A 19,098-nucleotide genomic window follows, 5' to 3' on the forward strand; every position below is an offset into this window, starting at 1 on the left:
AAGAAGTCTGAGATATGGTCAATCGTCATTGGTCAATGGTCAATCGTTGCTGGTCATACACCAATGCCGAATGCCGAATGAAAGAGTATAGCAGTACTCACTAAGGTTAGGACGGGGTGCAGGGGTGGAACCCCTGGCTGGGGGCGCAGCCCCCACACCCCCTTATGTCCTAATGCATATACGTAGGGCTATAGGTTTCACGATCGATTTAGGACTGCTATGTTTTTGTGCTCTCAATCCTCCCTCGTCTGGTTTAAGAGTATGACAGCAAATCGTGGAGGGGTAGAGGCGTGGAGGAGCTACCGAATTATCCCTCTATTTCCTTACCCCTCTACTCCCTTACCCCTTCGTGGTGCAGTACTAGTAGTTCATCCATAACATTAGCCTGGATGGCTACTACAACTTGTTATGAGCAGACTTTGAGCGAAACTTTAACCCGGTACGCGCACCAACAACACAGGGCAATTAGCATATACCCGAATATAGTCTGAGAGCGATTGCCCCAACAAGCGATCGAGATCGGGTAGTCCTCTAGCGATTGAAGGACGACGCTCAGGCGAACCCAATACCAACAAGTCCACATTCAACTCTTCAGCAACCTGACAAATCCGCTCACCGGGTTTGCCAACAGGAGCAACAGTCTTATAGCTGATTCCCAGCTTTTTCGCCTCTGTTGCAGCTGCAATCAACAGTGGATCTTCTTCAGGATTAGGGATCTCACCGGGCTTGATCTTCATATCAGGATTAGCGTGAACCAGAATCAGCTGCCCTCCTTTGATGTCACGCAAAAAGTTGAGTGCCTGATTGAGAGCCTGCTTCGCGGAGTCCGACTTGTCCAACGCCACCATGATGCGGTTAATTTTTTTCACATAAATGTCGTCCTTCACCAGCAGCATGGGACGAGATGCCAGTTGAAACACATATTGACTGACTGAATTTTCCAGAATTGATTGCAATCGCTTCAATCCTCGCGACCCCATAATGATCAAGTCTGCGTCAATTTCGTCTGCTACCCGACAGACAATATCTTTGGGGTCGCCTTCTCGCAGCATTGCAGTGACGCGATTGGGGTCGAGCTTTAATTGGTGAACTGCTTTTGCCAACAGCTTGCCCCCTTCTTCCCACCTATCGGTCATTTCCTCAGCAGAGACTTGGGGGGAGACAACGTGCAGGATGGTGACCGAGGCTCCTCCAATCGCGGGGATCTCCATCAATGCTTTTAACATCTCTTCCGTTTGCCCTGTCCCAGAGTCGGCTAGCAAAATTTTTTCTATCATGATTGCCCCTTAACAAAAATTTTCACGCTAAATCAATGCTGATTATTTCTGACACCTGAATGCCCAGAAATCAATCAGTTATTGGATGCTGAAACCCGTCCTTACAATACAAAAATCATACCTCTGTCAAGGCATTGTTTCATAGATTTTATTGTTTAGATTTACGTCAAGATAATTAATAGTTTCAGCGCAATGGTATCTAATGCCTCTATACAATAGAAGCAGGTCAAAGCATTGACTGATCATTACTATAGTCATTTCAAATCGACCTTTGGGCAGCCTGTCCGTGGTCGGCACACTGCTCATAAGCTAATTTTTTTAGAAATAATTTAGACCCACTCCACACCCCTCGCGATTTTAATTACAGAGTTGATTCAGGTAGAATGACGGGAGTTTTGTTTAGCTGCGATCGCCCCTAACAATCTGAGAGATTATGTAAAAATAAGTATAGAATTATTACTTTTAGTACAACCTTAACGCTTCAGGATTTCGTTTATGCAACCTGAATTAGAGTCAACCAAAGCGATCGCCAAATCATCCCAACCAACTGATGCAAAATGGTTTGAATATCTCATCAGAGTGCAGCCTCACCACACCGACTACTCTGGCACCGTCTGGCATGGCTCCTACATTATCTGGATGGAAGAAGCCAGGGTGGAATGTCTGCGATCATTGGGGGTGAATTTTGCAGACCTGGTTGCCCTGGGCTGCGATCTTCCCGTAGTCGAACTCACTGTCCGCTATCATCGCTCTATGCAGATGGGCATGGAGGCAGTTGTCAAGACCCGCATGAGCAGCATTGAGGGTGTCCGAATTAATTGGGACTACTGCATTCAATCGCTGGATGAGCAGGAAATCTATGTCACCGCCCAGGTTACCCTGGTCACGGTCGATCGCGAGAAGGGTAAAATCATGCGGCAACTTCCCCCTTCCGTTAAAGATGCCCTGATACGGCTCTCAGTGTAGCAGGTGGCGTGTTTCCTCGTGAAATTACTTACCGATGATTTAGAATCTACAAGCTTAAGTAATTTTTTTGCAAAACTTGTCACATAACATGGTGATCTTCCTGATTTCTGGCACACACTATGTTAGACAAAGTCTGCTATCTCCTCGATCACCCATATGCCCTCCTCTGGTTCTTCTGCCTCTAGCAGTGGTTTTTATCAGTTACTACAAAACCGCTCTTTTTTATTGTTATGGTTTGGGCAGGGGCTTTCACAAATCGCCGATAAGGTCTTTTTTGTACTATTGATTTCGCTGTTGGTTAACTATCAAACCCCTGATGATCCAGTTAACTCGATGCGATCAGCACTTATGATCTCGGCTACTTTGCCTGCCATCTTTTTAGGATCTGCGGCAGGCATTTTTGTAGACCGATTTGAAAAAAAGCGGGTCTTGACTCTCTGCAACTATCTGCGAGGTGCGTTAACCCTCCTGATTCCTGCCTTGCCCACCGCTTTTTTTGTGTTGTTGGCAATCACATTCTTAGAATCTATCCTCACTCAGTTTTTTGCTCCGGCTGAGCAAGCAGCAATTCCTCTATTAGTCAGTCACGACGAGTTGATGCCTGCTAACGCCCTGTTTACGACAACCATTATGGGTGCTCTAATTGTGGGCTTTGCCATTGGTGAGCCGCTGTTGAGTATGGCAAAACAGTGGCACCCCGAATTAGGGCAAACTTTTCTGGTAGGTGGGCTTTATCTGCTGGCCGGAGGCTTGTTGCAGTGGGTCAGGATGAAAGAGCCTAAGAAAAGCCATGCCGATCTGTCGGTTCACCCTTGGAGTGATTTTAAAGCCGGACTGCGATATCTGCGGCAAAATCCTCTGGTCAGCAATGCGATGCTACAACTCACCATCCTCTACTCGGTGTTTGCAGCACTCACAATTCTGGCAATTCAACTGGCACAGGAGGTCGGGCTAAAATCTACGCAATTTGGTTTTCTTCTAGCGGCTTCTGGAATCGGTATGGTACTTGGAGCCGCATTTTTGGGACACTGGGGCGATCGCTTCCATCACAAACCCCTGCCCCTGATCGGCTTTTTGATCATGGCATCGGTGCTGGCAATTTTTGCGGTGATTAATAGCCTGTGGGTCGGCTTGACGCTCAGTACCCTTCTGGGAATCGGTGCCTCACTTATTGCCATTCCCATGCAGACGTTGATCCAACGCCAAACTCCCGAAACGATGCGAGGCAAAGTTTTTGGCTTTCAGAATAATGTCGTTAACATTGCCTTGAGCGCACCTTTGGCGATCGCGGGTCCCCTCACCGATATGTTTGGCTTACCGACCGTTCTCCTGGGAATTAGCGTTGTAGTCGCCCTCGGTGGCATTTGGGCATGGAGAAACACCCACGGAGTGTTAGAAGACGTGATTTAGCCAGAGTGAGCAACTCAATTTTTAGTCAAACGCTCAGTCGAGCCGTAGCTCCCGTCTTGATAGCCGCAAATTGATTTGCCAGATGCTTCACCGAAACCGACATTATTAAGAAATGTAACCTTTCCGGAGGAGCGAACGATTGGAATAAGCACTCTAACCCAGAAGGGATCACGCTAAAAACCCAAAGTCTGAAGCTGATGCCTGATTTCAGAAGTCAAGTTTCTCTCACCAAACCCTCGACAGGAATTAACTCTCAGAACTAGACTGGGATATTAACGCATTGTGCATCAATCGATACAGACCTCCAACGATACAAATATCCCAACTTATGCGTGAAGTTCTCTCTGTTTCTGCCCAGACTGACCTAACCTCTCAAGCTGCTCCCCTAGCGACGCTCGCCCCAGTCCGAGCCAGTGGAGCATATGCCCTTATCGATAGCTTGAGACGGCATGGAGTCAAGCATATTTTTGGCTATCCAGGTGGAGCAATTCTGCCGATTTATGATGAGCTTTATCGGGCAGAAGAACGAGGCGATCTGCAACATATTCTCGTGAGACATGAGCAAGGGGCAGCCCATGCGGCTGATGGTTACGCTCGTGCCACAGGTGAGGTTGGAGTCTGCTTTGGTACGTCGGGTCCCGGTGCGACAAACCTTGTGACTGGCATCGCCACCGCTCAGATGGATTCAATTCCCATGGTGATCATCACGGGGCAGGTCGGTCGTGCGGCGATCGGCAGTGATGCCTTTCAGGAGACGGACATCTACGGAATTACGCTGCCGATCGTTAAACACTCCTATGTGGTGCGCGATCCTCAAGACATGGCGCGAATTGTGGCAGAGGCTTTTTATATTGCGCGATCGGGTCGTCCTGGTCCGGTGTTAATTGATGTTCCTAAGGATGTTGGTTTAGAGCAATTTGATTACGTTCCCGTTGAGCCGTGGAGTGTGCGACTGCCCGGATATCGCCCTACTGTGAAGGGGAATCCCCGCCAGATCAGTCAGGCATTAAAGCTGATTCGGCAAGCACGACAACCGCTGCTCTATGTGGGAGGAGGGGCGATCGCCTCTAACGCTCATGCAGAGATTCGTTTGTTGGCAGAGCGATTCCGCTTACCCGTGACAACCACGCTGATGGGCAAAGGCGCATTTGATGAACATCATCCCCTCTCCGTTGGTATGTTGGGGATGCACGGCACAGCCTACGCTAACTTTGCGGTCACCGAGTGCGACTTGCTGATTGCGGTGGGTGCTCGCTTTGACGATCGCGTTACAGGCAAGTTAGATGAGTTTGCTAGCCGAGCCAAGGTGATTCACATTGATGTTGACCCTGCTGAGGTTGGCAAAAACCGGATTCCTGAAGTGCCAATCGTGGGTGATGTCCGCAATGTTTTAGCCGATATGTTGCGGCGCGACCAGGAAGATGGGGTTGCGCCCGATCCCACTCTGACACAAGCCTGGTTAGAGCGGATCGATCGCTGGAAACAAGACTATCCGCTAGTTGTGCCCCATCACGAAGACAGCATCGCTCCCCAGGAAGTGATCGTCGAACTGGGCAAACAAGCACCCCATGCTTATTACACGACTGATGTTGGTCAACATCAGATGTGGGCGGCTCAGTTCCTCAAGAATGGTCCCCGCCAATGGATTTCTAGTGCGGGGTTAGGCACAATGGGCTTTGGCTTACCCGCCGCAATGGGTGCAAAAGTTGCGCTGCCTGACCATCAAGTGATTTGCGTCAGTGGGGATGCTAGCTTCCAGATGAACTTCCAGGAATTGGGCACCCTGGCACAATATGGCATCAACGTCAAAACGGTGATCATCAACAACGGTTGGCAGGGAATGGTGCGCCAATGGCAGGAAGCGTTTTATGAAGAACGCTATTCTAACTCCAACATGCAAACTGGGATGCCCGATTTTGTTATCCTGGCTCAAGCCTTTGGCATCAAAGGTATCGTGGTGCGCGATCGCGCAGAACTGAAAGATGCGATCGCTGAGATGCTGGCACATGATGGTCCTGTCATCGTTGACGCCCACGTTACTCGAAATGAAAACTGTTACCCGATGGTGGCTCCTGGTAAGAGCAATGCGCAAATGATTGGTTTACCAGAACGCCCTCGCACAGAGCAGGCGATCGAGCTAATCTACTGCAACAACTGTGGCGCGAAGAACGCAACCAGTAACAACTTCTGCCCTGACTGCGGCACGAAGCTTTAATACGGGGTGAGATTCTAGCTCCCCGGTTGCTTTGAAGCAGCCGGGGAGTTTGCTTTAGAGGAATGATTGATGGTGTTTCAAACCTGTTGATAGCCTCTGTAAGAACCCCCTGAAGTCCCCCCTTATCAAGCTGCCTGTACACATAAGTCTTTACAGACCCCTACATCCCCAAAAATTGGGGGACTTTGAGCCTTTGTCAAAGGTCTTGACCCCACCAGAAGTATCCGTACTTGGAACCGATGCGAAGCGTGCCTTTGGGTTCACCGAAACACCTTCTGCTAGGGAGTTTAGGGGATTCTCCCCCAATGTCTGGCTTTCAAACTTATTGAAGCAACCGAGTGTCTCATTGGCAAAGCGATATATGTACACCGTAGCCTTATCAAAGGGGACAGCGACAGTCGGGGGTCAGTAGCAACAGATCTGAAACACTACCCTCATCATGTTGCTTCGATTTTCTGACCAATCCTCAATAAACTGCCACTCGGATCGACAATGTAAAACTCTCGCATTCCCCAGGGTTTATCCTCCAACCGTCCAATCCGAGGGATACCCACATTAGGCAAAGATAACTGCCCAAATTCCTGAAATAATTCATCTACGTTTGTGACTCGGAGATAACATTCGACGTAGGATTTGGCTGGATCAATATCAGAAAATAGGGAAAAGTGAATTTCAATAGAATCGCGACATAGGATTACATAGTTCTCATGTTCAGAAATTGTTTCAAATCCAAGTTTGTTATAGAACGTGATTGTTTCTAACAAATCACGAGTTGGCAATATTGGAATTGCACAGTTTTGGTTCATGAGCATTTTTCTCCATTGCTGGATCAGTTCTCTCTAATGCTGGCGATCGCTTCATTCGTATAGGAGGGGCAATATTGCCCATACCCCTGACTACATTTGAGAAATAACTCAAAGCGTGCGTATCTAAATCCTTTGTATTAATGCAGTTAAAGCTTATAGTGCATCCTTCTGGTACTACTTTACGCCGCTTGAAACGAATTGTCTTGCCTGTGCCGATGTTGAGGCAGGATGTCCAGTGGGTTCGTTGTATGGAGAGTCTTTAACAACTGCGCTTGCGGCTCACATGTTAAAACACTATGCGGTGTTTCCTGTGTCGATACCCACGTACTCTAGTGGAATGCCACGCTATCAGCTCAAACTTGTCCTGGAATATATCAATGCAAACTTGCAACAGAATATTAAATTACAGGATTTAGCAAATGTGGCAGGTATGAGTCAGTACTACTTTTGTCGCCTGTTTCGAGACTCGATTGGCATGACACCTCATCAATATGTGCGCCATCAACGAATTGAGCGGGCTAAACAATTGCTTAAACAACAACATCTCTCAATTTCAGATATTGCAATTCAATGTGGTTTTGCGAATCAAAGCCATTTCACTCGCTTATTTTCCAAGTTTACTCACACAACACCAAAACTTTACCGAGATTCACAGGCATAATGGCGAGGAATTAGGATACAGAGTCTATGCTTTTCATGCGCCAGACCAACGAATGCATGAACCTGACCAGAGCTATATACCTACAACGCTATTAATTTGTACTTCAAACATCCTTCCAATCGCCCAATACGCCAACTCAGGTCGCGCAACCACCGCACCCGTTCCGATGAATTCAATAACTTGGGCGCACCCCTTAATAGCTGCCACCACCCCGCTAACCCCATCTTCAACGTTAATTTCGGCATCCCTTTAGAGCGATATTTCTCATACAAAAAGACGTTGTATTTGCCGTATTTGCGAGCTTGAGTGCAGATCTTCCAGGTATTTGGGCGAAACCGATAATGAACAACCGCATTGGGGACGAACTCTAACTTTGTCCCTGCCAGTTGTAAACGCCAACAAAAATCTGTGTCTGACAAGCACTGCATACTTTCATCAAATCCACCAATGCTTTGAAATAGAGTCCGCTTTACCCCCAGAGCACTGCTTGAAGCATGAGGCAAAAACGGGGGGTATCTATAAGTCTGAACTCCGTTTTGTTGATTGAGCGATCGCACCTTTAAGAGCCACGGTTCATTTAACTTCGCGTATTCTCGTCTACAAGCAACAAAATCATAGGTTGCAAGAGCTTCACCCATCGCTGCAACCCATCCCGGTGCCACCTCATCATCTGCATCACAAAACGCCAGTGATTCTCCTTGGGCTATACTGACAGCTACATTTCTGGCGTGAGCCACGCCCCTGACCTTAGAGGCATCAATCAATTTCAAATTCGGTAATCGGCACTTAAACTGCTCAACGACAGCACGAGAATCATCCGTCGAGCCATTGTCAGCCACAATAATCTCCCACGGTTCGCACCACGTTTGTAGGGCTAATGCCTCTAACTGCACTCCGATGGTCTGGGCTGCATTAAAACAGGCAATAATAACACTCAACCTCATAGCCTAATGCCATCTCTAACTAAATTGAGTGAAAGGTCAATTAAAAAAGCAGTCTAATACTCGTATGATTGCTGAAATAGAAGCAGACAGTTGATATAAAACTTTATAACATCTACCAGGATGATTCTCACTCAACATCCCTCTTAAGATTGGAAAAAATGCGAGGTCAAAAAAGACAGCCGTGTATCCTCTGTCACCGAATAACTTTCATCAACGAAAATTAACTCCGGGCTTGGGTCACTGCCCTCACACCTCCCCTGTCCTAATTTAGATAGCGATAGCTATAAATTTGCTCTAAATCAACAAATTTTCTCAACATCTGCCCTTTGCTGTGCGCTTGATGGTACGATTAACCCTCAAGCTAGGGGTGCCTGCATCACAGGCTGAGATTACACCCTTAGAACCTGAGTCCGGTTAGCACCGGCGGAGGGAAGCTGTTTATCTGAGGAACTTAATATGCGTATAGACTGGGTTGCAAAACGCCAGGGACACGCCAACGTGTCTCAAATGCACTATGCCCGTCAGGGAGTAGTGACAGAGGAAATGCACTATGTGGCACACCGTGAAAACTTGCCCCCAGAGCTAATTCGGGAAGAAGTAGCACGGGGACGGATGATTATCCCTGCGAACGTCAACCACCTCAACTTGGAACCAATGTGCATTGGTATCGCCTCAAAGTGCAAGGTGAATGCCAATATTGGAGCCTCTCCTAACTCCTCTGGTCTAGAGGAAGAACTGGACAAGTTGCGGTTGGCTGTCAAGTATGGTGCAGATACCGTGATGGATCTGTCTACTGGAGGCGGCAATCTGGACGAGATCCGCACTGCTGTGATTAACGCTTCTCCGGTTCCTATCGGTACGGTTCCCATTTACCAGGCGTTGGAGAGTGTGCATGGCAACATAGAGAAGCTGACTCCAGACGACTTTCTGCACATCATTGAGAAGCACGCTCAGCAGGGTGTGGATTACATGACGATTCACGCTGGTATCCTGATTGAGCATTTGCCGTTAGTCAAGGGACGTATCACCGGAATCGTCTCGCGTGGTGGCGGTATTCTCGCCCGATGGATGTTGCATCATCATAAGCAAAACCCGCTCTATACTCACTTCCACGACATTATTGAAATCTTCAAACGCTATGATGTCTCGTTCAGTTTGGGTGATTCGCTGCGTCCGGGCTGTCAACATGATGCATCCGATGCGGCACAACTGGCGGAACTCAAAACCCTGGGACAACTCACCCGCAAAGCCTGGGAACATGACGTGCAGGTGATGGTTGAAGGTCCGGGGCATGTGCCAATGGATCAGATTGAATTCAATGTCCGCAAGCAGATGGAGGAGTGCTCAGAGGCTCCTTTCTACGTGTTGGGTCCATTGGTGACAGATATTGCACCGGGCTATGACCACATCACTTCGGCGATCGGAGCAGCCATGGCAGGATGGTATGGCACAGCAATGCTTTGCTATGTCACTCCTAAAGAGCACCTGGGTTTGCCCAACGCTGAAGACGTGCGGAATGGCTTAATTGCCTACAAGATTGCGGCGCATGCAGCAGATATTGCACGGCACCGACCGGGCGCACGCGATCGCGACGACCAGATCTCACAAGCCCGCTATCACTTTGACTGGAACCGTCAGTTTGAACTTGCCCTCGACCCCGATCGCGCTCGTGAATACCACGACGAAACTCTCCCCGCTGACATTTACAAAACAGCTGAGTTTTGTTCCATGTGTGGTCCTAAGTTCTGCCCGATGCAAACCAAAGTGGATGCAGAGGCATTGGAAGAGTTAGAGCAGTACTTAGCCAAGGAAACTGTGAGTTAAGGAGAAGGTTGGAGAGGGGGGATGGAGAGATGGGTAGATCAGGCTTGGCGTCCCATGCGTCAAGACTCCCATTCCTCTATCCCTCTTACTCTTCTGCTCATCTTTCCTTAACTACTGGTAGATCGCGGCCTGAAATGGGCTTTATAAAGTCAAGGCACCTTGATTCCCGAAATGAAACACCCGAATCGGGAATCTATAAAAAGCAAGCTTTCTCTGCACCTGGAGCACCTCATGCAGTATCCCCTCAAACTCAACTTTAAGATTTGGACGCTTGCACGCAGTCGGTTAAACAGGTTGATCAGCTCAGCGATCGCGACGAACAATAAGCACTCCTGAGACTATTAAGGATGTTTTTGCTAGAGCGCAACCGTGGCTAAAGTTTGGTTTGGTTACTTGTGACTTTCCTCCGTTAGACAAATCAGGCGATCGCAACTTAATTGGGGCGATCGTTTTTTTGGCTTCGACATGAGTTCGGAAATGCGATCGCCTCCTGTCCCAACAACCGAACCTCGTCAAACAGTCGCCTTTGGTAGATTAAATGTCAGGAGAAGGGTCAAGAAAATCAATTAAACCTAACCGATGCAAACCCTTTAACTCCTGATAGTCATTTATCTTGTACAACCTTTAGGAGGAAGTGTTATGGCACTGGTTCGTTGGGCACCATTCCGTGAAATCGAAACTCTACAACGAGAATTGAATCAACTGTTTGATACATTGGGTTCTGATGCCACTCGCGCTGACATGGTATCGTTCACTCCATCCGCAGAAATTCACGAAACACCTGAAGCCATTCAACTACGAGTTGAAATTCCAGGCATCGATGCAAAAGATCTGGACATTCAAGTGATGGCTGATGCCGTTTCTATCAGCGGTGAGCGCAAATCTGAAACTCGCACCGAAGACAAAGGCGTGATTCGTTCTGAGTTTCGGTATGGCAGTTTCCGCCGTGTGGTTCCAATGCCCACTCGGATTCAAAATGACAAAGTGAAAGCTGAATACAAAGACGGTATTTTGAGCTTAACCCTTCCTAAAGTTGAGGAAGAGAAGAACAAAGTCGTCAAAGTTAACCTTGCATAACGCAGTTCTTAACGCTTTTTCCCATTGAGGTAGATGGTTGCAATGCATCCACTCCACCTCAACAGGAAAGAGATTGGTTGATGGGGGCTTGAGTGATTTGCAGGTTGGGGCTGTTGCAAACCAAATTAGAGCAACATAAAGCGGGGTTTATATGAACCCCGCTTTTATGCTTTACAGTGTGCTAAATCGTCGTCTCTTTAAAAGCATTCGACAAAAGTTGTAAAACTTTCGCTGAGAAGCGTGCATTACCAGCTATCCAACTCTCATACACAACATGATTTACACACGTAGCGCATGAAAATTAAACGTCATTGAGCCAATATCAACGGCTAGCCATTGCCATTGGCAGTACGGCTGGATCATCTTCCTGAACACGCAAACTGGGGAACAGGAAATGATTCTCCTCAACATATTGGGCACCAAAAAGCCCTTTCTCTGCCCAGAAATATCGATCGGTGGTGTGCTCATTCCGCTTAACCAACAACAATGCTGGTGGCAGAATACCTTCAGCACGGATAAAATTGCGAGCAGCCGTAACTGGCTTTTCTTCACCACACTCAATGCTGAACTGGGGCACTGACTCTAGAATTCTACGCCCTTCGAGGCGACGACGACTTTTACGCTTCCGTCTCCTTGCCAACCTCCTTACCTCCTGTCTCTACAAATAGGTGTAACCCTAGTTACAAAATAAACAAACCGTGCAAAGTATATCGGCTTGAATTTAGAATTTCAACTTCCTTTAAATTATCGATACAAAATCTAAAGCGAACCTTAAGGAGCCTAGAATTTGAGATTAACCTTTGAGGAGGCTGAAATCATTCTCATATATACATCATAGGCAATTGATAAGCTATTGGGGGAATAGTTTTCAATTGCACCTTCGTAAAAATACCGTAAAGTTGCACGGAAATAAAGATTAAGAAATCGAAAATCTTGTTCAAACAAACAGAGAATGAGAAATTTATAATTTTTTATAATAGGTTCCTGGCAATCACTGGGTTAGTCTAGACTCTCTAGCTTAAATCGGGTTTTCCATGCTCATGTCCACGAGTTCTGAGTTCTTGATCCTGTGTCGATCGCAGGTAGCCATCCTGACACAGGGGTTAGGGGCTTCCCTGAGCGTGGTTTACCTGACTCAAGACCTCTCTGAAACAATGGGCACCAAATTAGTGCCAATCGTGGCTTATCCAGAGATTGCTCTCAATTGGGAGGCAGATCAGGTGCTCTCTCTATTGTCAGGCAGGAAGGATTGGACAAGCACAAATTTACGCTTGCTGGCTTCCGAGGCGAATCTGGAGACAGATGAACTCCAATCATCCCAACTTCCGGCCCTACCTGCTTCTGATGAACCTGCCGCTGACTTTCCCGATGCCACCCGGATGCGAGTCTCGCAGCATGTGATGTTGCCGCTGATTCATGAAGGAGTGGTGATGGGTTTGCTTGTAACAGCCCGATCAGACCGCAGTTGGAGCGATCGCGAACGAGCCCAAATCGAGCGAATTGCCACCACCCTATCCCTGGCGTGTGTTTTGGATCAGCGATCGCAATGGCTGGATCATGACCTACAACAACAGCGATTGTTGCAAGCTCAGCAACACGACATTTTGGATGATTTGTTGCACCAATTTCGTAATCCCTTAACCGCTTTGCGAACCTTTGGCAAGCTGTTATTACGGCGGTTGCGCCCCAATGACCCTAACCGGGACGCGGCGACTGGAATTGTGCGTGAGAGCGATCGCCTGCAAGAGCTTTTGCGACAGTTTGATGTGGCGATCGATCTAGGGGAAGCAGACCTGTTGCCCTTGTTGCAACCTGGGCAAACTCCAACACTCAATCCCACGTCACCTTTAGAGCAGCAATTGGCTGAACAGGCAAAAGCAGCGGCATTGTCTAAACCCATGTCTAAACCCATACCACTGCTACCCAGTACTCATTTTTTGACGGGGGCTCAGCTTGAGTTAACGCCCCACAATTTGGGTGAAGTATTGCAGCCCTTGCTCGATTCAGCTAGAGCGATCGCTCAAGATCGACACCTGAACCTGCATATTAATCTTCCAGCCACATTAATACCGATTGCAGTCGATCGTCGGGCATTGCGGGAAGTGTTGAGCAACTTAATTGACAATGCTTTGAAATACACGCCACCTGAAGGAACGGTTTACATCTGGATCAGCCAGGAAACGATGGGAGATGAAATAGGGCAGGCGATTGCAATCGCGGATACAGGTCCGGGAATTCCAGTTGAAGATCAGCACCACTTGTTTGAACGACACTATCGGGGAGTGCAGGCAAGTACAGATATTCCTGGAACGGGGTTAGGCTTGGCGATCGCCCGCGATTTGGTTCGCCAGATGCGAGGCACTATTCAGGTGTTTAGTCCTGCCTCGACTAGCCCAATCCCCAGTCCATTTGAAATAGCAACCACGGCTGATCATCCTGGCACGATGGTTGTGGTTTGGTTTCCAACGACACTGCCCACATCAACCGTGCCTTCGCCAACGCTCTAATCTATTGCAAGCCCAGGTTTAGAGCCTGAATAAACTCTTGCAGATTTCGGTTAATCAGGTTGGCACAATCGGTGGGCAGTTGTTGAGCAATGATTTCCTGAAGATATTGATAGGCTCTGGCGGATTGCGCTTCTTTTCGCAGTGCCATCATGATGTTTTGCATCCATAAAATCAGCTGTTCACGAAACCCTTGATCGTCATCTCTAAGAACAGCAAGGGCGATCGAACGTAACACATAGGTCATATCTCGCCGACAGGTTTCACCGTGTTCGCGAATGACGGTTGATTCTGTAGTGGCTAATCTGTCTAAAACTTGTTGAATTAAAGATTCAGACCTTTCACAGAGCAGGGAGTAAGCCGTTGAACGGAGTTGATAGGACTGGGCATAACCTTCGAGCGATCGCAGTTCTAAATCAGTTAAATACCGACCATCGGCTTCGCGAATGTGCTGTTCTAGGGTGCTGTTCATAGGGTGTGAGGCTGGACTAGAGAGTTAATCTAACTTAATATTCAGGAAGCTCTACCGAACTCCGTAATAATTCCGATCTTTTACAACTCTCATTTACATTACTCAACATTTCTTTGTAACTGAGGTTTTTCCCGTACAATGGCTGCGTGCAATTTTCAGGAATGGATGTTTTGGTACTGCTGCAACAGATCAACAGGGAACGGATAAAAGGGCATCATGGCTGAAGCAAAAATTGGAATTATTGGTGGAAGCGGTCTGTACAAGATGGAGGCACTGAAAGATGTCAAGGAGGTACAGATTGATACGCCTTTTGGTGCTCCTTCCGATGCATTGATTTTAGGAACATTAGACGGTGTCTCGGTCGCCTTTCTAGCCCGACATGGACGCAACCACCATTTGATGCCCTCGGAGTTGCCCTTTCGAGCGAATATCTACGCGATGAAAAGCCTGGGGGTTGAGTATCTGATTTCTGCATCAGCCGTAGGGTCGCTCAAAGCAGAAGCCAAACCCCTGGACATGGTTGTGCCTGATCAATTTATTGATCGTACCAAGAATCGCATTTCCACCTTTTTTGGTGATGGTATCGTGGCGCATATTGCCTTTGGTGATCCGGTTTGTGGCAAGTTGGCATCAGTCCTGGCAGATGCGATCGCTTCTTTGGAGTTGCCTGACGTGACACTTCATCGGGGTGGAACTTACGTCTGCATGGAAGGTCCAGCCTTTTCAACAAAAGCAGAGTCAAATCTGTATCGCAGTTGGGGTGCCACGATTATTGGCATGACTAATCTACCGGAGGCCAAACTGGCACGCGAAGCAGAAATTGCCTATGCAACATTAGCGTTAGTCACAGACTACGATTGCTGGCATCCGGATCACGATAGTGTGACGGTTGAGATGGTGATTGGCAACTTGATGAAGAACGCGGTGAATGCTCAACGGGTGATTCGCGAAACGGTGCGACGGCTCAACGACAATCCGCCGATCTCCGATGCGCACTCGGCTTTGAAGTATGCGATCTTGACTCCGTTGGACAAAGTACCTGCTGCAACTAAGGAAAAGCTGAGTTTGTTGTTGCAGAAGTACGTGTAAGCAAGTGATGAGGACTGAGGGATGGAGTAATAGAGATACACGCTCACATCCCCCATCCCTACTTCGTCTCAGCACTCAGGACTTTTGCCTGATTACTCATTAAGTGTGTGCCTGGAGAAAACGTAGATACGCTGGGTTTCCAGATTTTCACACACATTGGATGGTTTGACCGTATTGGTTGCGGAGTTGTCCAGGTGAAAGACCTGGCGATCGAGTTGAACTTGTAAGTTGACAAGCGGATCACTACCAGGTGACACCAAGAATTCAATCTGCTCAAGGGTTTGCCAGTTGGCGAGGTGATCGAGAATTTGGGCGATTGCCTTGACACACGGGTGATCGGGCTGTTGATACCAATCAGCGGTAACCATATTGGGCTGATCGAAGCCCAGGTGAACCTTGAGAGACGATTTGCTGAATAGGGCGATCGCCACAGGGCGTGCTTCTTCTTGCAGCAGCAAGTCATGGCTCTTGGCTAAATGCCGCAGCTTCTCCAATCGCTCATAGCGTTCTGTCACAGACTTGGGTTCATCTCGCCAGTGAATTGCCAAGGTCACGAGATAAGTCTGCAATAGCAGATGTCCTAGCTTCTGGGCTTTAGTTGCCAGATAGTCCGCGTTGTAGGGAGTTGCCTCAATTAACAACGGCATCCGATCGACCATCTCTAAGCCGTAACCCTTTAAACCTGCGATTTTGCGTGGATTGTTGGTAATTAAGCAGAATTTTTTAACGCCCAGATCGTTAAGAATTTGAGCACCAATGCCGTAGTTGCGCTGATCCGCTTGAAAGCCCAACCGCTCATTTGCTTCTACGGTGTCCAACCCCATGTCTTGTAAAGAGTAGGCTTTGAGCTTGTTGACCAAGCCGATGCCTCGCCCTTCTTGTCGCAAATAGACGACCACTCCCTGGTCGGCATTCTCAATCATTTTGAGGGCTGCCTGTAGCTGCATCCGACAATCACAGCGCAGAGAACCCAAAGCATCGCCTGTCAGACATTCGGAGTGAACCCGCACCATCACAGGTTTGTCTTGAAACATAGCGGGATCCCCTTTAACGATCGCCAGGTGTTCAGAGCGATCGAGCAAATTTCGATAGGCGTAGACCTTGAAATGACCAAACTCAGTCGGTAAGTCTGCCACCGCTTCACGCTGGACAAACCGTTCATGTTGTAGGCGATAACTAATCAGATCAGCGATGCTGATCAGCTTTAGTTGATGGCGTCTGGCATATTCAACCAGATGGGGCAAGCGTGCCATAGACCCGTCCGGGTTTTGAATTTCGCAAATCACCCCTGCCGGATAAAGCCCTGCCAGTCGAGCCAGATCGACCCCTGCTTCGGTGTGCCCAGCCCGTTTGAGAACTCCGCCATCCTTGGCACGCAGCGGGAAGATGTGACCGGGACGACGCAGGTCTTCTGGGCGACTGTTGGGGTTGATTGCGATTTGAATGGTGCGAGCGCGATCGTCCGCCGAGATACCTGTTGTGACACCGAGGTGAAGCGCACCATCAATGCTGACCGTAAAGGCAGTTTGTTCGCTTTCGTCCTCTTTGGTGTTGCTTACCATCAGAGGCAGGTCAAGTTGATCGAGGCGATCGCCCGTCATCGCCAAACAAATCAACCCCCGTGCTTCCACTGCCATGAAATTGATCATGTCGGGTGTGGCAAATTGAGCTGCACAAATGACGTCACCCTCGTTCTCGCGATTTTCGTCATCGACGACAACAATCGCACGCCCCGCCTTGAGATCGGCAAGAGCCGCATCAATTGAATCAAACTCAAATACTGGAGTCGAGGAGCTGGAGTCAGTTCCCCCGCTGGAGTGAAGTGGTTCCACGGTAAGTGCCCAATCAGTAACAGTTGTAAAGTTATCTAAACTTAAGAATTAATTTTAGCTTGCTCCATTATCAATCAGCGGTTTTATAGGGAGAAGTATAGGGTTGAATCAATCGTTGGCGTTGTTAAACGTAGATATGATTCTCGAAAACTTACTATCGCTGTAGAGACGTTTCGTAAACCGCCTTACCAAATTCACATCAGGACTTACGCACTTGAAGCCTAAAACTTTGATCCTCCCTTGCCCCCTTAAAAAGCTACTGTGTACGTAGATCTCTGCTTCCTTCTAAATGTGATGCAGGGTTGTTTCCACTATGTAAAAACCAGGCATTGGGGGAGTCTTCCCCAAACGCCTTAGCAGACGGTGTTTTGCTTAACCCAAAGGCGCGCTTCGCATCGGTGCCCAGTACAAGTGTTCTGGTTGGGTTTAGGACACCTGACAAAGACTCAAAGTCCCCAATCAGCTAGGGTGGAACCTCTGCACCTGTTCCTGTCTCAGTTGGAATCTCTATAGCACTACTGAGTACATCCCGCAGCTAAGGTTTCTTTTAACACAAACTTTATGTAGTGCTTATAACGTCTTTAAGAGAAAATACGTAAGCTCTACTTAAGCTACTTGCTCCCATTCTCACTATTCAAGAGCAGCGTTGGATAGTGACATATTTCTTTTTTGGAGATATTTCTTCAATTTAGTTTGCTGCTCAAACCGCCTTCAACCAAGGTAGTTTGAGCATATTGCTGCACCTTAAAACTGTTCATCACTCTCAAATTGAGGTTTCTCATGTTTGTACCTAATCGGCTTCTTCCCCCATAAACCACTACCCCCCCTATAAATTCCCATGAAAAGCAATTTCCCTCCAATCTACTTCTTCTATCCCAAGAAGGCGTGGCACAAAGATATGCCGATGGTTGCGGATCAATATTGGTACTACAACGTACCCGGTCAAGTCACCTTTGGTATGTATGCCAGCATCATTCAAACCTATCTGTACCTGAAAGACGCCGGTTTTCCGTGTGAATTGGTTACAGAGATGCCTACAGAAGGCATTGTGGTTGCTCATCGTCGTTCGTTTCCGTTTCATCAGCAACCGAATTCCAAGTTGTTAATGATTTGCTACAAAGCAAATTATGATCCCCATCCTTACGCTCAACTCCATGTTGTTCTGAATCCAAATGATGTTCGAGCGGGTTATCACTTCATTCCGCATTGGCGACAGACTGGGTTGATTCCACGGGATCCTGAGCGGGGCGATCGCTTCGAGAATATTGCCTACTTTGGTTTGCGCGGCAACTTAGCCCCTGAGCTAAGGGACGAACAATGGGAGAAAATAGTCCAATCATTGGGGTTATCGTGGCGGGTTGTCGAGCCAGAACAGTGGAACGATTATCGAGATGTCGATGCGATCGTAGCAGTGCGCCATTTTGAGAACCAGGATTTTACCTACAAACCTGCATTAAAGCTCTATAACGCATGGCACGCTGGCATCCCAGCGATTCTCGGACGGGAAACATCTTTCCAGGCAGAACGCAAGAGTGACCTGGACTACCTGGAAGTCACTTCTCTAGAACAAACCATCGCATCCTTAAAACGCCTTCGGGATGATGCAGCGTTGCGAAGAGCGATGGTTGCAAACGGGCATGTTCGCGCTCAAGCGACCACTCCTGCTCAACTCACATCGGAATGGAAAACATTTTTCCAGGAAGTTGCAATCCCTGTGTATGAACAGTGGTGTGCAGCGTCACCGTTCAAACGGAGAAGTTTTTTGTTTGAGCACTATATCAAGATGCGTTGGAGAGAGTTGGTTGAGAGAGTCACTCAAACCGATGCTCTGGGCAGAAAGAGACAATCCTCTGATGAAGATGTTGTCAGCAAAATGCCCCAACCTTTAACACCATAAGGACAACTGCCTGTAGACTCAGCAAAATTAATGTATCAAAACTAAGAGTTTTGGTACTACAATTCAGCATAAATTAACGCATTGGGTCAATTTGATCCAATGCGAGTTTTTTAGAAGACAATTC

Annotated in this window: 16 protein-coding genes and 1 riboswitch; of the genes, 9 read left to right on the forward strand and 7 right to left on the reverse strand. The window is 47.8% G+C overall.

Annotation, left to right across the window (positions count from 1 at the left end):
- Positions 1-431: 431 nt before the first annotated feature.
- The gene (locus H6G89_RS22350) at positions 432-1,277 is read right to left on the reverse strand and encodes a universal stress protein (RefSeq protein ID WP_190510519.1); all 846 of its coding nucleotides are present in this window, start codon (positions 1,275-1,277) and stop codon (positions 432-434) included.
- Between the two features lie 495 nt (positions 1,278-1,772).
- Between H6G89_RS22350 and H6G89_RS22355 the strand changes: the two genes are divergently transcribed.
- The 3 genes from H6G89_RS22355 (at position 1,773) to ilvB (ending at position 5,868) form a co-directional block, all read left to right on the forward strand.
- A complete protein-coding gene (locus H6G89_RS22355) occupies positions 1,773-2,243 on the forward strand; it encodes an acyl-CoA thioesterase (RefSeq protein ID WP_190510521.1) in 471 nt (156 codons plus the stop codon).
- Positions 2,244-2,399: 156 nt separating this feature from the next.
- A complete protein-coding gene (locus tag H6G89_RS22360; RefSeq protein ID WP_190510523.1) occupies positions 2,400-3,653 on the forward strand; it encodes an MFS transporter in 1,254 nt (417 codons plus the stop codon).
- A 328-nt stretch (positions 3,654-3,981) separates the two neighbouring features.
- The gene (gene ilvB, locus H6G89_RS22365; RefSeq protein WP_190510525.1) at positions 3,982-5,868 is read left to right on the forward strand and encodes a biosynthetic-type acetolactate synthase large subunit; all 1,887 of its coding nucleotides are present in this window, start codon (positions 3,982-3,984) and stop codon (positions 5,866-5,868) included.
- 437 nt (positions 5,869-6,305) lie between these two features.
- Here the strand turns inward: ilvB and H6G89_RS22370 are convergent, their stop codons facing one another.
- The gene (locus tag H6G89_RS22370; RefSeq protein ID WP_199336876.1) at positions 6,306-6,674 is read right to left on the reverse strand and encodes a bleomycin resistance protein; all 369 of its coding nucleotides are present in this window, start codon (positions 6,672-6,674) and stop codon (positions 6,306-6,308) included.
- 235 nt (positions 6,675-6,909) lie between these two features.
- Between H6G89_RS22370 and H6G89_RS22375 the strand changes: the two genes are divergently transcribed.
- On the forward strand, positions 6,910-7,335 hold the full coding sequence (locus H6G89_RS22375; protein WP_190510530.1) for a helix-turn-helix domain-containing protein: 426 nt from the start codon (positions 6,910-6,912) through the stop codon (positions 7,333-7,335).
- Positions 7,336-7,415: 80 nt separating this feature from the next.
- Here H6G89_RS22375 and H6G89_RS22380 read toward each other — a convergent pair whose 3' ends face one another.
- Positions 7,416-8,279, reverse strand: coding sequence for a glycosyltransferase family 2 protein (locus tag H6G89_RS22380; protein ID WP_190510532.1), 864 nt, complete (start codon positions 8,277-8,279; stop codon positions 7,416-7,418).
- Positions 8,280-8,632: 353 nt separating this feature from the next.
- Positions 8,633-8,728, forward strand: a riboswitch (TPP riboswitch).
- Positions 8,729-8,735: 7 nt separating this feature from the next.
- Between H6G89_RS22380 and thiC the strand changes: the two genes are divergently transcribed.
- Complete coding sequence (gene thiC, locus H6G89_RS22385) at positions 8,736-10,103, forward strand: phosphomethylpyrimidine synthase (RefSeq protein ID WP_190510534.1); 1,368 nt, start codon at positions 8,736-8,738, stop codon at positions 10,101-10,103.
- A gap of 303 nt (positions 10,104-10,406) precedes the next feature.
- Here the strand turns inward: thiC and H6G89_RS22390 are convergent, their stop codons facing one another.
- The gene (locus tag H6G89_RS22390; RefSeq protein ID WP_190510536.1) at positions 10,407-10,619 is read right to left on the reverse strand and encodes a hypothetical protein; all 213 of its coding nucleotides are present in this window, start codon (positions 10,617-10,619) and stop codon (positions 10,407-10,409) included.
- Between the two features lie 123 nt (positions 10,620-10,742).
- Between H6G89_RS22390 and H6G89_RS22395 the strand changes: the two genes are divergently transcribed.
- Positions 10,743-11,180, forward strand: a complete 438-nt coding sequence (locus H6G89_RS22395; protein ID WP_190510538.1) for an Hsp20/alpha crystallin family protein — start codon at positions 10,743-10,745, stop codon at positions 11,178-11,180.
- Positions 11,181-11,502: 322 nt separating this feature from the next.
- Here H6G89_RS22395 and H6G89_RS22400 read toward each other — a convergent pair whose 3' ends face one another.
- Positions 11,503-11,820 (reverse strand): DUF3155 domain-containing protein, encoded by a 318-nt coding sequence (locus tag H6G89_RS22400; RefSeq protein ID WP_190510540.1) that lies wholly within the window; start codon positions 11,818-11,820, stop codon positions 11,503-11,505.
- Positions 11,821-12,214: 394 nt separating this feature from the next.
- Between H6G89_RS22400 and H6G89_RS22405 the strand changes: the two genes are divergently transcribed.
- The gene (locus tag H6G89_RS22405) at positions 12,215-13,687 is read left to right on the forward strand and encodes a sensor histidine kinase (protein WP_190510542.1); all 1,473 of its coding nucleotides are present in this window, start codon (positions 12,215-12,217) and stop codon (positions 13,685-13,687) included.
- A gap of 1 nt (position 13,688) precedes the next feature.
- Here H6G89_RS22405 and H6G89_RS22410 read toward each other — a convergent pair whose 3' ends face one another.
- Positions 13,689-14,156, reverse strand: a complete 468-nt coding sequence (locus tag H6G89_RS22410; RefSeq protein WP_190510544.1) for a hypothetical protein — start codon at positions 14,154-14,156, stop codon at positions 13,689-13,691.
- Positions 14,157-14,372: 216 nt separating this feature from the next.
- Between H6G89_RS22410 and H6G89_RS22415 the strand changes: the two genes are divergently transcribed.
- The gene (locus H6G89_RS22415; RefSeq protein ID WP_190510546.1) at positions 14,373-15,245 is read left to right on the forward strand and encodes an S-methyl-5'-thioadenosine phosphorylase; all 873 of its coding nucleotides are present in this window, start codon (positions 14,373-14,375) and stop codon (positions 15,243-15,245) included.
- 92 nt (positions 15,246-15,337) lie between these two features.
- Here H6G89_RS22415 and ribBA read toward each other — a convergent pair whose 3' ends face one another.
- The gene (ribBA, locus tag H6G89_RS22420) at positions 15,338-17,077 is read right to left on the reverse strand and encodes a bifunctional 3,4-dihydroxy-2-butanone-4-phosphate synthase/GTP cyclohydrolase II (RefSeq protein WP_190510548.1); all 1,740 of its coding nucleotides are present in this window, start codon (positions 17,075-17,077) and stop codon (positions 15,338-15,340) included.
- A gap of 838 nt (positions 17,078-17,915) precedes the next feature.
- Here ribBA and H6G89_RS22425 point away from each other — a divergent pair.
- Complete coding sequence (locus tag H6G89_RS22425; RefSeq protein ID WP_190510550.1) at positions 17,916-18,974, forward strand: hypothetical protein; 1,059 nt, start codon at positions 17,916-17,918, stop codon at positions 18,972-18,974.
- The last annotated feature ends 124 nt before the right edge of the window (positions 18,975-19,098 follow it).

Origin of the sequence: Oscillatoria sp. FACHB-1407 (genome assembly GCF_014697545.1) — a bacterium.
GTDB lineage: Bacteria > Cyanobacteriota > Cyanobacteriia > Elainellales > Elainellaceae > FACHB-1407.

Bases quoted from the DNA above. Each gene is read 5' to 3' on its own strand.
- H6G89_RS22350 (WP_190510519.1), bottom strand. From the start codon at position 1,277: ATGATAGAAAAAATTTTGCTAGCCGACTCTGGGACAGGGCAAACGGAA.
- H6G89_RS22355 (WP_190510521.1), top strand. From the start codon at position 1,773: ATGCAACCTGAATTAGAGTCAACCAAAGCGATCGCCAAATCATCCCAA.
- H6G89_RS22360 (WP_190510523.1), top strand. From the start codon at position 2,400: ATGCCCTCCTCTGGTTCTTCTGCCTCTAGCAGTGGTTTTTATCAGTTA.
- ilvB (WP_190510525.1), top strand. From the start codon at position 3,982: ATGCGTGAAGTTCTCTCTGTTTCTGCCCAGACTGACCTAACCTCTCAA.
- H6G89_RS22370 (WP_199336876.1), bottom strand. From the start codon at position 6,674: ATGAACCAAAACTGTGCAATTCCAATATTGCCAACTCGTGATTTGTTA.
- H6G89_RS22380 (WP_190510532.1), bottom strand. From the start codon at position 8,279: ATGAGGTTGAGTGTTATTATTGCCTGTTTTAATGCAGCCCAGACCATC.
- thiC (WP_190510534.1), top strand. From the start codon at position 8,736: ATGCGTATAGACTGGGTTGCAAAACGCCAGGGACACGCCAACGTGTCT.
- H6G89_RS22395 (WP_190510538.1), top strand. From the start codon at position 10,743: ATGGCACTGGTTCGTTGGGCACCATTCCGTGAAATCGAAACTCTACAA.
- H6G89_RS22405 (WP_190510542.1), top strand. From the start codon at position 12,215: ATGCTCATGTCCACGAGTTCTGAGTTCTTGATCCTGTGTCGATCGCAG.
- H6G89_RS22410 (WP_190510544.1), bottom strand. From the start codon at position 14,156: ATGAACAGCACCCTAGAACAGCACATTCGCGAAGCCGATGGTCGGTAT.
- H6G89_RS22415 (WP_190510546.1), top strand. From the start codon at position 14,373: ATGGCTGAAGCAAAAATTGGAATTATTGGTGGAAGCGGTCTGTACAAG.
- H6G89_RS22425 (WP_190510550.1), top strand. From the start codon at position 17,916: ATGAAAAGCAATTTCCCTCCAATCTACTTCTTCTATCCCAAGAAGGCG.